Below are 16,352 nucleotides of genomic sequence, written 5' to 3'. Positions count from 1 at the left end.
GTAAACTTGAATTATTCTTTATTTTTATGTGAAATTTTAGGGCTCACGCAAAAACAAATTTACGTATTTATAATGATATAAAATTTACATAAAAGCATATTTTTATTAACAATAACCGTACCATAAAGTAGTCTATTTGTTTATAAATTATTATATTCAAGATTAATTTTAGGCTTCTTTAACAAGGTTAGATTTCATTTGAATAAGGCGTTCTTCAAAAGTAAATGCGTTCACGGGGTTGTTAACATTTTCAAAAAGTTGCATTAAATCTTCAGTATGTATTTCTCGTTTTTGTTTTAATAAGTTAAAATGAACAAAACCAGACCAAATAATAGCTTTTAAATGACTTTTACCCTCATTATACATACGCATTTCTACATGTAATTCACTGTCTGTAAAGTTCACTAATTGAGATTCAAAAGTAACAGTTTCCATTAAAAATGCTGGTTTTAAATAAGCAATTTGATTGCTGCTTGAGACCCAACTTTTCCCCTGTTGTTTTGCCATCTTATAAATATCTATACCATAATGTTTTATAAGTACATCTTCTCGGTGGTTCATGAAATAATTCGTGTAACTTCCATTGTTTAAATGATTAAATGGGTCGCAGTCTTGAAATCTGATTTTTGTTTTGCTCTCTAAAACTTTTAAAAGTTCGCTCATAATTATTGTTATTTAATATACCAATCGGTATATTTATGGTTAAAAAAATATTATATTTTAAGTTCGTTATCTATCATTCTGTCTATTAAGTCCATAGTGTCTTGGATATAAAAATCATCATCCATGGTATAAGTCATGAATATGGCTCCTTGTATCATGGTGTCTAATCGTCTAGCAAAATATAGGGCATTTATTTCTGCTGAAATTTCTCCAGCTTCAATACCTTCCTCAACTATTGTTGTTACTTGATCTTGAATACGTTCTATAACCTGTCTAACTTTTTGAAGAAGAAGGCTGTTCTGATTATTAGCGTCAACACCAATATTTAAAACAGGACAACCACCAAGTTCTTTACTATAGTCATAGTAGTTTCTATAAAAATCAGTTATAAGATATAATTTTTCAATAGGAGAATCGCTATTTAACAAATGTTCACCAATTCGTTTGAGCATATTTTTTACAGTAAACACAAAAGAGGCAATGGCTAAGTCTTCCTTGTTTTTAAAATTACCGTATATAGCACCTTTAGTTAGGCCTGTGGCTTTGGTTACATCACTTAAACTAGTTGCTGCATAACCATTTTTATTAAAAATAGGGGCTACTATTTCCAGTATATATTGCGATGTGAGTTCTGCTTTTGTTGTCATGATTTGTCAAATATACTTAAAATATACCAAATGGTATATTTTTACTAACTTTTTTATTAGGTTGAGTTCGATATAAATTTTTTAATCATTAACTTTAGTATGAGTAATCTATGTCTATACCGTGTTTTTTGTAGTCTGGGAGATTATGTAACCATACTTTGTTATATAATACGATTACTTAATACCAACCATGAAAAAAATAAGCAACCATTTTTAATTTAACTATTATCATGAATATTTTAAATTATATATTCTAGATGTTGTTAAATTAAAAAGGTTGCTTACCGTTAAACGAAAAAACAATAAAATGTTTTCACTACTAATTATATGGGTTTGACTACTCGTATTTTGCTTGTAGTTTTTGATTTCTAAAAACCAGTTCATCATCAAAAGCATCTAATAAAATAATGCTATCTGTAGTGACTCTTCCTGCCAAAATTTCTTTACTCAAAGCATTTAAAACTTCTTTTTGAACAACCCGTTTTACAGGTCTTGCACCATATTCCGGATTATATCCTTTTTCTGCTAAGTAATTTACAGCTTCTGGTGTTGCATCAAAAGTGATATCTTGTTGCCCTATCATTTTTGTAAGTGCTTTTAATTGCAATTCAACAATGGCTGTTATGTCTTCTTTGCTAAGGGGTGTAAACATAATGATGTCATCAATTCTATTTAAAAACTCAGGACGCACACTTTGTTTTAATAAGCCTAAGACATCTGTTTTGGCCAATTCCATTGCAGAATCGATATCTTTAGTTGCTTCAAAACGTTCGTGTATTAAATGACTTCCTATGTTTGAGGTCATTATAATGATTGTGTTTTTAAAATCTGCTGTGCGTCCTTTATTATCAGTTAAATGCCCCTCATCTAATACTTGTAGCAAAATATTAAAAGTATCGGGGTGTGCTTTTTCAATTTCATCTAAAAGAACTACAGAGTAAGGTTTACGTCTTACAGCTTCGGTTAATTGTCCGCCTTCATCATATCCAACGTATCCTGGAGGTGCACCAACTAATCTGCTTACTGCATGTCGTTCTTGATATTCGCTCATATCGATACGGGTCATTGCATTTTCATCATCAAATAGGTAATCAGCCAAGGCTTTAGCTAATTCAGTTTTACCAACACCAGTTGTTCCTAAAAAAAGGAACGTACCAATTGGTTTTTTCGAGTTTTGTAAACCTGCCCGGCTTCTTCTAACGGCATCACTAACTGCAACTATGGCTTCTTCTTGCCCTACGACACGTTTATGTAGTTCGGTTTCAAGCTTAAGCAATTTTTCACGTTCGCTTTGAACCATTTTTGTTACCGGAATTCCAGTCCATTTGGCAACGACTTCTGCTATATCGTCATAGATTACTTCTTCTTTTATTAATGAGTTTTCAGACTGTGCTTGTAATTGTTTTTGAAAAGCCTCAAGTTGTTCTTGAGCGTCTTTAATTTTCCCGTAACGTAATTCTGCTACTTTTCCGTAATCTCCATCACGTTCTGCTCGTTCTGCTTCTATCTTATAATTTTCAATATCCTGTTTTGTATTTTGGATGTTATCAACGACTTCTTTCTCACTTTTCCATTTTGCATTGATTTCATTTCTGGATTCTTTTAAATTAGCCAGATCTGATCGAAGTGATTTTAGCTTAGATTCATCTTTTTCACGTTTGATGGCTTCAATTTCAATTTCTAATTGCATAATTTTTCTATCTAAAACATCTAGTTCTTCAGGCTTAGAATTAATTTCCATGCGTAATTTAGAGGCGGCTTCGTCCATTAAATCTATGGCTTTATCCGGCAGAAAACGATTGGTTATGTATCGCTCTGATAGTTTAACAGCTCCAATAATGGCTTCATCTTTTATACGAACTTTATGATGTGTTTCGTATTTTTCTTTAATACCGCGGAGTATTGAAATGGCACTTTCTGTATCTGGTTCATTAACCATTACTTTTTGAAAACGGCGCTCTAAAGCTTTGTCTTTTTCGAAGTATTTTTGATACTCATCTAAGGTAGTTGCTCCGATAGCACGAAGTTCTCCACGTGCTAAAGCAGGTTTTAAAATATTGGCAGCATCCATGGCCCCTTGTCCACCACCAGCTCCAACAAGTGTATGGATTTCATCTATAAATAATACAATATCGCCTTCACTAGTCGTTACTTCCTTTATCACAGCTTTTAAACGCTCTTCAAATTCACCTTTATATTTTGCACCAGCAATTAATGCCCCCATATCGAGTGCGAAAATTTGTTTGTCTTTTAAATTTTCGGGAATGTCACCATCAATAATTCTGTGTGCTAAACCTTCTGCAATTGCTGTTTTGCCAGTTCCAGGCTCTCCAACAAGTATAGGATTGTTTTTGGTTCTCCGTGATAAAATTTGAAGAATTCTACGTATTTCTTCATCTCGACCAATTACAGGATCCAGCTTACCATCTTTAGCTAACTGATTTAAGTTTTTCGCATATTTATTTAATGAATTATAAGTTTCCTCCTGACTTTGAGACGTCACGTTTTCGCCTTTGCGTAATTCTTCAATAGCTGTTTTCAAACCTTTTTCATTAACACCTTGGTCTTTTAGCATTTGTGCTATTTTGCTATTCGATTTAAAAACTGCTAGGATTAAGTGTTCAATAGACACAAAATCATCTTTCATTTTTTTAGAGATGATTGATGCTTCGTTTAAGCTTTTTCCAGCTTCGCGAGATAGCATCAATTCACTTCCGGACACTTTAGGAAAACTTTCCAATTGCTTATCTAAAGCCTGTTCTAGAATGGAAACGTTGACATTCAATTTTTTTAAAAGGAATGGCAATACGTTTTCATCAACTTCAAAAATACCTTTAAAAATATGTTCATTTTCGATTTGCTGATGTCCAAAACCTTGAGCAATTTGCTGTGCTTGCTGAATGGCTTCTTGTGATTTTATTGTATAATTATTTAAGTTCATTTGTATGTTTTTTGTCATTCCCGCGAAAGCGGGAATCTGTTCATCAATTCTATTTAATTACTTTTACAACATCTTTAAGTCAATAACCTTACCAACACATTTTAAAAGACAAAATGTCGTGAAAAGTTAATAATATAGTGACTTTTAGTCAGTTTGTAAGATTCTGAAACAAGTACGACTTATTAGATGAAAAGTGAATTTATACTTTTTGCTGAAATAAAAAGAATAGATTCCTGCGGAGGATAGGAATGACAAATTAATGATTCTTCAAAACACGTTTTGAGGGGAGAAATTTTTAAATTATGGGATTATTAAATAAAATATTTGGAGGGACTAATGACACAAAAGAGGAGAGGGATATACCTTGGATTCCTTTAAATGAAATACCTCAATTAGATTTTATAGAAAAAAAATCTGCTACCAAAACGCAAGTTATTTTTAAGCATTCTACGCGTTGTGGAATTAGTAGTATGGTTATGAGGCAATTTGTTAGTAGCTACAATTTGACCGAGAAAGATTTAGACTTGTATTATTTGGATTTAATAAATTATAGAGATGTTTCTAATGAAGTAGGGTATAAATTTCAAGTTATGCACGAATCTCCACAATTATTAGTGATTAAAAATGGCGTAGTGATTGCTCATGCTTCTCATGGTGCTATTAATGAAGTTGATTTGAGACGGTTTGCTTTATAGTTATATTCCATTCTAATTTCTTATTTGTATATGGTTACTGTTCAAAGATACGGGTAACGAAATGTCTGAGTTTTTAAATATCTACACTCGTTTTATTGACAATGATTATTTTTATGGGAAGCCATACAAAATATCATGGTTTCCAGTTATTATATATTAGTAATACAACTTTTGTAAGTGTGCACGGTTCGCTTTTTAAAGTGAACGATTTTTTATTCCTTTTTGATATCTTTTTCGAATTTCACAGTTAGGCTGCAGAGAGTGAAAGAAAGACAAAAAAGGGAGAAAAGATATATTTTACAATCCATTGGAAAGTTTTTAAACGACTTCAACGTACATTTTTATAAAAATAGTGTAAATTCTTACAAATAATTGCTTGAGTATTTATTCTTAAATCATTTGTTGTAAAATAAAATTCATACAAAGCCTTGAAAGTAGGTATAAATTCTAAAATTTGTATTGAAACTAAACTACATTTAAATAAAAGAATTATTTGAAAGTAGTAGTTATATTTTTGATTTTAAAAAGTCAAAAAATCCTCAAATTTAAAATGAAACTATTAATTATGAAAAAAAAAATTAAACTAAGATTCACGGTATTATGTATTAAGTTTATGCTTGCCGTAGGTAGTGTATTTGCACAAAATGTTATTCCTCTGGTTCCCAAAAATGGAGAAGAGTTAACGGATGTTGCAGTAGCATTTAAAGTAAAAGTAAGTACCGATGGGCCTTATAAATTGCAAGTGAGCAAAAACAGTGATTTTACAGGTCAGGTTTTAACACAGGAAACAACTATTAAGCATTTATACGATCATGTCTACTTTATAACAAGTCAAGGTATACATAATCCTAGCGAAAAATTTCTTTTAGAACCTGGTGTATGGTATTGGAGGGTCTCTGATGATAACGAGGCAAGCTGGAGTGCTACCCGTAGTCTTAGAGTAAACAATGATCATTCACCAAAACCTCAACCCTGGGTAATCACTCCTGAGAAACCGTTGTTTCATTGGCGTCTTAGAAGCTTAATAATGGATAATCCGGCAACAGCTGCTGCACAGTTAAAAAAAATGGTGCCAGACGCGATAAAGGACTATGTGGTTTTAGATTTAGGTCATTCGTTTTTATACCATATGACCAAAGGTCGTGACTTGCTTGAATATTCACGCTTCTTTAACGATTTAGGATATAAGTTTACTTTTGATATTGGAACCGAAGATAGAAAAGATAGAGTAGGGTCCTTGGCAGAGTTGGAGCAAGTATTTAAAGAACTGCCAAATTGTGTTGGTGCTGCAACTTCGGAGCTATTTTACCGATACTATTTTGAAGAGAAAGCAAGATCCACATATGAGGGCGCACTTGAGCTCTGCCGAAAGTACGGTAAAATGTTTGTATACGCAGATATGAACCATGTTCGACCAAAGTGGGTATTGTACACAGATCTCAATTGGGATAAGTTTAAAAATAAAAGTTATGCTGATTACCTGATACCGCTTTATAAAAATACTGATCCGTGGGGTGCATATACATGCGTTAGTGCTTTGCAAGGTATGAAACTTACTGGAATGGTTAAAAATATTGGAATATGGTCTGATGAATGGTGTTGGGAAAAATTTGGACAACCAAATGAGTATAATTTAGAAAATTGGCATGAGAATGGTCATGACCCAAATGGTACACAACGTGTATATCCTTTTATGCAACACATTAAACAATACATTTACGGAATGACTTATGGATCTACCGTGTTTGCACTGGAAGGTAATCTGCAGTGGAGTTACCAAACAGGAGAGCCTAATGATAATCACTCCCGATATCTTACTCCATTTGTGAATGCTGTTATTTCAGAGCGTATAGTTCCTTCACAGGAAGCTATCAATGAAAATTTTCACGTAATTGTTAATACCGAGGATATTGAGAGAGAAGATAGAAAGTTTTTAACATACCTGGAAGGAAATATATGGGGTGATTTTCTTCGCTCAACCTATGGAATAACGGATTCAGAAACTTATAATAAGACATTGGAAACTGGCAGGGGAACAATATATCAAAGTGCTTACCTTGAGATGACTCCTAATACAGATCGTTATCCGTCTGGTATTCCATTCTTACCTAAGCAAGGAGTAGCTCCACCCATAATAAAAGGAACTCCCTTAGAGGTTGTGAAAATTTCGGATTTAAACACCCAGTCTGAAGTCAATGCCAATTTAAACGTTCACTATCCGGTCAGTTCTAACCAAGCCTATGCCAGAAAAATTGACAAATCTATTTTTGTGTATAATACGTTGGAAAATGATAATATCAAGCAAAGTTATAATGTTGACATTAACCATGGTATTATAGAATCACTAAGTGGTAACATTGATTTAATGAGTTATGTTATTGGTAAATTAAGAGATGATGGTGAAACGTTGTTTATTCAAGCAAATGCTTATGTTGCAAACCTTGGTTTAAGAGGGGGTAGATATACCTTACCTACTTACCCAAGTATATTAAAATTTAAGTGCCAGAAAAAACCTTATATAGAAAGTGATGAAATTGCAGCGATTAAGAAGCAAGAATGGGATAGCACCAATAATATATTTACTGTAGAGATTGATCATTCTGTGGCTGGTGCAGTGGATTTTACCATATCTGAAAATGTACCAACAGAACCAGCTAATTTTATATCTAATAATGGGTTTGAACTCGGCGATTTAAGCTCTTGGAGTAACTGGGGCAATATTACAGTTGGATCCAATAATGTAAATAATGGCAGCTATTCAGCCAATATTGATGGGGCTGGATCTTTATTCCAAATGGTACCGGTTGAACCCAACACTACGTATCTTTTATCGGCTTACGGAAAAGTTTCAGCAATAGGTCAACAAGTTCTTTTAGGGGTTAAAAACCATGATGCTCCAGAAAAAACTTTAGCGATTAAAAGTACAAGCTATTCTAAAGGTTCTTTTAGTTTTACTACGGGACCTAATGCAACGATTGCCCAAGTTTATTTTTATGTTGCGAATGCAAGTGATCAAGCCTGGGGAGATGATTTTGAATTGGTAAAAGATACAGGAACCATTCTGAGTAATGGATTTTCAAAGGGCTCTTATAAAGAAAGGAATATTGTAGTATATCCAAACCCTAATTCCAATGGCCTTCTTAATATAGTACAGTCTAAATATGATGATACCGCTACGGTCATAAAAGTATTCGACATCACCGGGAGGTCTGTTTATACTAATAGATTTATTAACCAACAAAATATTCAGATTGATTTATCGCAATTAAACCTGAATAAAGGAACTTATTTCATAAAAGTCATTGGTTCTAACGGATCGTATAATAAGTCTATACTAATTGAATAATTTTATTTAGGCAATAGTAATTCTATTATGAACAATTAATAGTTTTTATGCGGTATAACTAGAATGAATTTACTAATTCTAGTTATACCGCATAAATTTGTTTTCTGAAATGAGCATCACATATTTTTATTATTCATAAAATTGTCTAATTGGTTTTGGTACTTATTGTTTAATGGTATAAGAATTAATAATGTTTTTAAGCTTTAATTTTAAATCTTCACCAGTATCATAAACCATTTGTTCATTGCTAGGAAAGGGAACTCTTCTGTTATTCAGTATTTTTCTATCTTCAGGTTCTAAAGCTCTTTTATCGCCTCGCATTCTAGCAAAAAGATTTTGAAAAACAAATTCGCTATCAATAGTAAAAGTGTCTAACAATTGATTTGTTTTTATATCCAGATACACAACATCTGCAATGACCTGTGTGGATTTTATTTGGGTAAATTCATTATATCGTGCTTTTACTTTTTCTATTTTATCAATCTTTATATCGTTGCCTAAACTATCTTTAACAACGTTGCCTTTACTGTCTAATTTATATTTCCAACCGTCAATAACTTCTTTTTCTCTTAAAAACTCACGTTCTTTGACACGTCCTGGTGAAATATTAATTTGTTTTAATTGTAATTGCATAGCATAATCGTAAGTGATATCCTTACTTGTTTGTGCATGATATATGGTCCAGAATTGATTTAATCCATATGTATCAAAGTTTAGTAAATCGTCTTCTAAACGTTGTGGAATAATTTGATTAGTACGATTTTCTATCGTTACATTAACATACGCAGTTCCTCGTTCATGAGCTTCTTTCATTAAATCCCTGGTCAACTCGTAATTTGGGTTAATAGCTTCAACATAACTTAATATACTATAAGCTTCTCTAATCTGTGATTTATCTTCTAATTCTAATAAATCCAATCCTTTTTCATATAAATAATTTGAAACAGTCTCGCGAGATTGTACAATGTCATTACTATAATCGCTGAATTTAAAAGAAACATTTCTGCCGTTTACATTTAATGGTAAAATAGGTTTGATAGCTTCCTGACGTGCATTTAAGTCCATATAGAGTTCATAAATTTCTCTATAAAGCTCAGGATTCTTATCCTTTTTTAAATGCTCTATACTGTTTAAGTCACGTTCTGCTGCTTTGTGATAAGCGTCTTGTAACATTAAAACGTAATCGATTTTACGTTTTTTGTTTTTATTTGTTCTAAGCTTATTTAAAGCAGTCGTAATTGCTTGATCGTAATTACCTGAATTAACTGCAGCTTCTACTTGTTTTTTTCCGCCACAAGACATAAGTACAAAAAGACTTATTGTAAAAAGTAGTAGTTTTTTCATAGATTGGATGTTATTGGTTACTTAGGGCACTAACCCAATAGTTATGCCAAAATACTAAAAAAACCAGATTAAATACCAATAAATACGTTTAAATGAATTTAAATTATTTGTATTGTAGGGTTTTTATTATAAATCATATTAAGAAAAACAACTTTTTAGAGAAACTTACTATGAGCTACATGAAATTAAGTTTTTGTTACTTTATTTTTTAGGATTAAAAACCGGAAGTAATTTCGTAGAAACTTCACCAAAACCAATGCGTGTTCCATCTTTTTCACAAAACCCTCTCATAATAACAGTATCATGATCATTAATAAACTTACGTTCTGTACCATCTTTCATTTTAAGCGGTTTTTCACCTCGCCACGAAAGTTCCAACATGGAGCCATAAGAATCTGGAGTAGGACCAGAAATAGTACCACTTCCCATCATGTCTCCAGAATTTACTGGGCAACCATTAACAGTATGATGTGTTAATTGTTGTGCCATATTCCAGTACATATATTTAAAGTTTGATTTACTTACAACGGTTTCTTTAGCACCTTGAGGTTGAATGGATACTTCTAAATTAATATCGAAGCTCTTCTTTCCTTTGTATTGAAGGTAATCTAGTTGTGGTTTTATAGTTTTAGGACCTTCAACTCTATAAGGCTCCAAGGCATCAAGTGTTACAATCCATGGAGAGATTGAAGAGGCAAAGTTTTTCGCTAAAAATGGTCCTAATGGAACATATTCCCATTTTTGAATGTCTCTAGCACTCCAATCGTTAAATAAAACGAGTCCAAAAATATACTCTTCAGCTTCCTCGATAGGAATGGGTTCACCTAAATCATTAGCGTCAGTCGTTATAAATGCCATTTCTAATTCAAAATCGACTAATTTACTTGGACCAAAAACAGGTTCTTTTGCATCAGCGGGTAATGTTTGTCCTTGAGGTCTGTAAACTGGAATTCCAGAAGGAATAATGGAAGAGCTTCTGCCATGATACCCAACAGGAATGTGTAGCCAGTTTGGTAATAAGGCATTATCAGGGTCTCTAAACATAGTACCTACATTTGTAGCATGCTCTTTACTTGAATAGAAATCTGTATAATCTCCTATATGTACGGGTAATTGCATTTCAATTTCATCTAAACGAAATAATACAATCTCTTTATGTTTCTTGTTGTTTTTAAGCGTCGTGTTTTCTGAATCGAAAATTTCTGCAATTCTATTACGTACCAAACGCCATGTTTTTCTTCCGTCTGCAATAAAATCATTTAAAGTATCTTGAAGAAAAATATCTTCTGTTAAAGGAATCCCCTTAAAATAACCTAATTGATGTAAAGCACCTAGATCTATAGCCGTATCACCAATACGAGTTCCTATGGTAATAATATCATCTCTGGTTAGGAAAACCCCAAAAGGGATATTCTGAATTGGGAAATCTGAATTTTTATCTACGTGTAACCACGACTTTCTATCTGGATTGTTAGCTGATAATGGCATAACTTAAAATATATTTATAGTTTATTAAATTCGTATCAAACCTACACATTTTTTTTATTTTAAATGAAAAAATGGATGAAAATATGGATTTAATATAGCCGTTAATAAAATGGTTAAAAACTTCGTAGTAAATAAACTTTTTTTGATGCTATTAACTATTCTATTTCCTATTTTTGCCGAATATTTAACGATAATTTAATTTTATGCAACGCGACGAACAAATTTTTGAACTTATTCAAGCAGAAAAAGAACGCCAACTACATGGTATTGAACTTATTGCGTCAGAGAATTTTGTTAGTAACCAGGTTATGGAAGCTGCAGGCTCTGTGTTAACTAATAAATATGCTGAGGGTTATCCTGGAAAAAGGTATTATGGAGGTTGTGAAGTTGTTGATGAAGTTGAGCAGATTGCTATTGATAGAGCGAAAGCATTGTTTGGAGCTGCATACGTAAATGTGCAACCACATTCAGGGAGTCAGGCAAATACAGCGGTGTATCATGCTTGTTTAAAACCTGGTGATAAAATTTTAGGTTTCGATTTATCTCATGGAGGTCATTTAACTCATGGGTCTCCAGTAAATTTTTCTGGTAAACTTTATAACCCTGTATTTTATGGAGTGGAGCAGGAGACAGGTGTTTTAAATTATGATAAAATTCAAGAGGTAGCTACTAAAGAGCAACCAAAATTAATTATTGCAGGGGCATCTGCATACTCTCGGGATATTGATTTTAAACGTTTTAGAACTATTGCTGATAGCGTTGGCGCTATTTTAATGGCAGATATATCACATCCTGCAGGATTAATAGCTAAGGGCATTTTAAATGATCCGCTACCACATTGCCACATAGTTACAACAACAACTCATAAGACTTTAAGAGGTCCTAGGGGAGGTATTATAATGATGGGGCAAGATTTTGATAATCCATTTGGAATTACTTTAAAAAATGGAAACTTGCGTAAAATGTCATCATTATTAGATTCTGCTGTTTTTCCTGGAAATCAAGGAGGTCCTTTAGAACATATTATTGCTGCTAAAGCAATTGCTTTTGGTGAAGCTTTAACGGACGATTTTTTAAACTACCAATTACAAGTAAAGCAAAATGCGGCTACCATGGCTGAGGCTTTGGTTTCTAAAGGCTATAATATTATTTCTGGAGGAACCGATAATCACTGTATGTTGATTGATTTGCGTAACAAAAACCTTTCTGGTAAAGATGCTGAGCAGGCTTTAGTTAAGGCGGATATTACGGTAAATAAAAATATGGTACCTTTTGATGATAAGTCACCGTTTGTTACGTCTGGAATTCGTTTAGGTGTTTCTGCTGTTACAACACGTGGTTTAAAAGAAGCCGATATGTTGGCTATTGTAGAACTAGTAGATGAAGTGATCACTAATTTTGAAGATGAATCAGTTTTAGAGGCTATAAAAGATAAAGTTAATACAATGATGAAGGATAAACCTTTGTTTGTTTAAACTTTTTATATGGTGTTAATTAAAAATCCTGCTTTATGCAGGATTTTTTGTTTTTAATATGTAAATATTTGTTAATCAAATATTTTTAGATGTTCGTTTAACGGTTTTCTGTATTTTGATTTATTAATTTACTAGAAGAAAAGAGGAACACCTTATGTGGTTCTTCAACAACATGTGGCTTGAAATAATTGTTTTTTAATTAGGATTTTATCTTGGACACGTTGTTAGTTGCAGTCTAATTTAAATGTTTTATGCCATGACCAAACAATGACATCATTCTTATTATTTATTTCGTAATAAAATCTTATTGCTGGATACTCACTCCCTATTAGAATTTCATGATTAATTGCTGTCCATGAATTTGGCTCAATGGGTCGCCCTTCTTGAAATCCTGAATCTGGGTATCTTTTAATATTATCCTTGTGTATAGAGTTAGAATCTACTCTGAATCCGTCAATACTGAAAAAAAAGTTATAATCATTGAATAAGGTGTTTCCTTTGTTGAATAAATCTAATCTGTATATTAGCAATGTTTGTCCTGATTCTAATTTAATAGTGTTAAAATCTACCTGAATATCAAATTTGGGAATGTCTTTTCTTTCCTTGAAATATCTATTTCCAAACCAAATTAATCCAAGTATTACAGCCAGAGATTTTAATATAGTATCAACAACTTTATTAAATTCAGAAATACTGTAGCCTAATTGAGTAGAAAGGAAAAAGTATAAGCCTAAGAAAACACATACAATTAATATAACTGTCCAGAAGAAAAACCTTGTAGTTATTGTTTCAAGAAGTCTATTTTTTCTCATCTCGTAAAAAATTGTTACCTCCGCAGTAAGGGCAAATTTGCATTTTATCAGAAGTCTTTATTCTACCAGTTCCAAGGCAAGTACCACAGGTAATACAATAATGTCTGTTTGTATCTGTGACTTTTTTGACTTCTACTTTGCGCTTTATAAAAAGTTTCTTGAAAAAGTTCATATTATTTGGTGATTGCAACTAATGCAAAGATAAAGTTCCGTTTTTAAACGAAGTTAGTCGAATTTTTTTACAAAATCAAGTATGTTTATAACTTACCTAGTAAAAAGACTAATAAAGGCATTTAAAATTAGTCTTCCTTAGGAAAAGTTATATGCTGATACGCCCCTAAATCAGGAGACGTTGTTCTATTTACATTTAAAATATCTAAAGGCACTTGTGTGGCAAAAACAGGGAGTCCTTGATTATTGCCTGCAGATTTGTTACCTATGATCAATTTGTTTAATGATGTGTCAAGAAAATCAGGGGTTTCATTGAAAATATTTCCTTCATAATGACTCATATCATTTAAATCGTAATTAGGTCCAGTAAAGTTATTATTCCTATCTTCAAAACGAATTAAACAATTGGTGAATTTAAAATTAAATGCGACTGCTTCATCTTCGATTTCATCAAGTAGAATTTCCGGATTATTATTTCCGTAAATGATACAATTATTAAAGTTGGCTTCGGTTAAATCTGCTATGGTAGCATTATTATCTTCATCTAAAACAAAATTATTAAGCAAAACAGAAGGGAATTGTCTAGATCCATTATTCCAATAGTTTGCAATTGTACTGTGTGTAAAATTATATTTACCTCCTAATGTGCCAGCAAAAGATGATTGTCCCGTATTATTAATAACGATGTTTTCTCCAGAGATGGAGGTATTTCTTCCTAGAATACCAAAATTACTAGAATTGTAAATTTGCGAATTGGATATAGTAAGCACATCTGAAATAGCATTAGGGCTACCATCACATAGAATACCAACGGATGCGTTTTTAATGGTGGCATAGTTTATTGAATTGTTGATGCTACCATCTAATAACCAAATGGTTCCCCATTGCCCAGGAACATCTGATAAATTAGGTTCTAAGCGATCTCCTTCAAAGATAACTTCGTTTTCTAATAAATCCTGATCGTTACTATACAAACCATTAACTTGCAATGAGGCGTTATTAGACACGATAATTCCCGAGTTATTATGAAAATGTAGTCTAGCTCCAGCATTAATGGTTAGAGTCTCTCCATTTGGTACAGTTGCAAATCCATATATAACATAGGGTTTTTCATTTGTAAAAGTAAGTTCTGTTGGTAATAATTCGCGTCCTTGCAATTCGGTTTCAACCGTTTCGCCACCTATATCAAGTGTTAATGTTTCTATAACTTTAGTTGTATTATCTCGATTAGGGTAAATAAAGATGGCATCTTGAACTAAGGTAACAAGTTCTACTTTTTGAAGATTGGCATTGGCATCAAACTCAATTTGATCGGTATATAGGAAGTTCCCGTCTGGATTTGGGAAATTATTAATATCTATGGTTGATTCTACAAAGATAAATAGGCTGTCTTTAGCTAATATTTGTACATCTTCAAAAACTTTACCAGCAAGGCCATCTACATTCAGTCTGTAATTAGAGTTTTCACCTAATGCTAATCTTAGCGAAGGGATAGAGATATCTTCATTACTTCTATTATAGACTTTTAAGTTATAAGTGCTAGAACCAATATTAGTAAAAACAGTATCTAAATACACTGTATCCTTTGAAAATTCAAGGTTACCGGTACTTGGAGAAAATTCAAAATCTTTACGACAAGAACTCCAAAGTATTAAAAATCCTAATGTAAGTGTGAAATATAGGTAACGTTTCATTGACATATATAAATTTAAAGCCTATTAGAGGATAAAAGTATAACTTTTGAAACAATGATTTAGTATGATGCGCTTTATTTTAATCAAAAATTATTCCTCAAGGTTAAGCATTGAGGTTTCCGTAGAAATTGTCATTCCCATGAAATCGTAAGATTCATGAGTTCATTATTATATTATAAAAATAGCATGTAATGAATAAAACGGGAATCTAAAAAAGAGTAGGATTTACTTTTTTTTTAGATTCTTCGATAATTTTTAAAAATGTTTTACTGTAGGTTACCAGGCTATCTAGAAGTATAATTTTATTTTCGTTTTTGAGTAATTTTTTTTCTAGGTTTTTGGTTCCACAATATTCAAAAAAGAGTTGTTTGTAGTCTTTAGGAATTGTTAGGTCATTAATAAGTAATTCTTCATTAAAAAATGTATTACTGGAAAATAACGAATCTAAGTCTTTATGTGATACAGGAATCGTAGAAATATTTTTTCTTTTGCTCTTTTTAAAAAGCTTGCCAATTAATATGGCTAATCTAACAATATCAAGCCCATATTTTGAAGAAGAACCATATTTATGTGGGTTTTTCTTGATATCTTCTTTAATTTGTTTCCCAAGTGAAGTTTGCACCTGAACCTGATTAAATTCCTTAGGTTTTATATCATTCTGTATTAAGATCTCATTAAGTCTGTTTATGGTTTTTCTTAATTCAACAACTATAACATTATTAAAATCGGTTTCAGTAAGTTTTACAATCTTTTTATTATGGAATATAGAATGAAATGAAAGGGTGTCACCTATAACCGCTTTAATAGTAAAGCTGCCGTAATTATCTGTATGAGTTCTGGTTTGTTTACTAAGGTTAAAAACATCTATTCCTTTTACTGTAGCGTCGTTATCATATACTTTTCCTGTTATATTTTGCGAAAGCATTGAAAATGGTAAAAGAATAAAAATGGATCATGTGCAAAAGTTGTGTTTAGGCAAAAATCCTAGTTAATCTGAAGAGGAAGAATTCTACATTTTTGACACCCCTGAACTGAGCCCTGAAGGCTTTAATTTTAGCATTGAAAGATTCCGCCGA

General features: G+C 32.2%; 11 protein-coding genes and 1 pseudogene. 3 read left to right on the top strand and 9 right to left on the bottom strand.

The window, feature by feature from the left end; all coding sequences use genetic code 11:
- Window positions 1–168 precede the first annotated feature (168 nt).
- The 3 genes from EM932_RS15170 to clpB all read right to left on the bottom strand — a co-directional run bounded on the left by EM932_RS15170 (window position 169) and on the right by clpB (window position 4,251).
- Window positions 169–663, bottom strand: coding sequence for an acyl-CoA thioesterase (locus tag EM932_RS15170; RefSeq protein WP_135878048.1), 495 nt, complete (start codon window positions 661–663; stop codon window positions 169–171).
- Window positions 664–713: 50 nt separating this feature from the next.
- Entirely contained in the window at window positions 714–1,310 is a 597-nt protein-coding gene (locus EM932_RS15165) for a TetR/AcrR family transcriptional regulator (RefSeq protein WP_135878047.1), read from the bottom strand.
- A gap of 337 nt (window positions 1,311–1,647) precedes the next feature.
- On the bottom strand, window positions 1,648–4,251 hold the full coding sequence (clpB, locus tag EM932_RS15160; protein ID WP_135878046.1) for an ATP-dependent chaperone ClpB: 2,604 nt from the start codon (window positions 4,249–4,251) through the stop codon (window positions 1,648–1,650).
- 302 nt (window positions 4,252–4,553) lie between these two features.
- Here clpB and ytxJ point away from each other — a divergent pair, with 302 nt between their 5' ends.
- Together ytxJ and EM932_RS15150 are read left to right on the top strand one after the other, a co-directional pair.
- The gene (ytxJ, locus tag EM932_RS15155) at window positions 4,554–4,946 is read left to right on the top strand and encodes a bacillithiol system redox-active protein YtxJ (RefSeq protein WP_135878045.1); all 393 of its coding nucleotides are present in this window, start codon (window positions 4,554–4,556) and stop codon (window positions 4,944–4,946) included.
- 565 nt (window positions 4,947–5,511) lie between these two features.
- Window positions 5,512–8,292 carry a carbohydrate binding domain-containing protein gene (locus EM932_RS15150; protein ID WP_170179815.1) on the top strand — a complete coding sequence of 927 codons (2,781 nt, stop codon included), beginning with the start codon at window positions 5,512–5,514 and terminating at the stop codon, window positions 8,290–8,292.
- 162 nt (window positions 8,293–8,454) lie between these two features.
- Here EM932_RS15150 and EM932_RS15145 read toward each other — a convergent pair whose 3' ends face one another.
- Together EM932_RS15145 and fahA are read right to left on the bottom strand one after the other, a co-directional pair.
- Entirely contained in the window at window positions 8,455–9,636 is a 1,182-nt protein-coding gene (locus EM932_RS15145; RefSeq protein WP_135878043.1) for a hypothetical protein, read from the bottom strand.
- Between the two features lie 201 nt (window positions 9,637–9,837).
- Window positions 9,838–11,124: a fumarylacetoacetase gene (fahA, locus tag EM932_RS15140; RefSeq protein WP_135878042.1), complete on the bottom strand. Its 1,287-nt coding sequence runs from the start codon at window positions 11,122–11,124 to the stop codon at window positions 9,838–9,840.
- Window positions 11,125–11,327: 203 nt separating this feature from the next.
- Between fahA and glyA the strand changes: the two genes are divergently transcribed.
- Window positions 11,328–12,599 (top strand): serine hydroxymethyltransferase, encoded by a 1,272-nt coding sequence (gene glyA / locus EM932_RS15135; protein ID WP_135878041.1) that lies wholly within the window; start codon window positions 11,328–11,330, stop codon window positions 12,597–12,599.
- A gap of 224 nt (window positions 12,600–12,823) precedes the next feature.
- On the opposite strand, the gene EM932_RS15130 is transcribed toward glyA, so the two are convergent.
- From EM932_RS15130 to EM932_RS21500, 4 genes and pseudogenes are all read right to left on the bottom strand, one after another.
- Window positions 12,824–13,411 carry a hypothetical protein gene (locus EM932_RS15130; RefSeq protein ID WP_135878040.1) on the bottom strand — a complete coding sequence of 196 codons (588 nt, stop codon included), beginning with the start codon at window positions 13,409–13,411 and terminating at the stop codon, window positions 12,824–12,826.
- Window positions 13,412–13,710: 299 nt separating this feature from the next.
- Window positions 13,711–15,276, bottom strand: a complete 1,566-nt coding sequence (locus EM932_RS15125) for a hypothetical protein (RefSeq protein ID WP_135878039.1) — start codon at window positions 15,274–15,276, stop codon at window positions 13,711–13,713.
- A gap of 208 nt (window positions 15,277–15,484) precedes the next feature.
- Window positions 15,485–16,201 carry a hypothetical protein gene (locus EM932_RS15120; protein WP_135878038.1) on the bottom strand — a complete coding sequence of 239 codons (717 nt, stop codon included), beginning with the start codon at window positions 16,199–16,201 and terminating at the stop codon, window positions 15,485–15,487.
- 46 nt (window positions 16,202–16,247) lie between these two features.
- Window positions 16,248–16,352, bottom strand: a pseudogene (locus EM932_RS21500) (ISAon1 family transposase); the annotation flags it as partial.

The sequence above is a fragment of the Flavivirga rizhaonensis genome (assembly GCF_004791695.1).
Classification (GTDB): domain Bacteria; phylum Bacteroidota; class Bacteroidia; order Flavobacteriales; family Flavobacteriaceae; genus Flavivirga; species Flavivirga rizhaonensis.
This window is presented reverse-complemented; position numbering and strand designations above follow the sequence as displayed.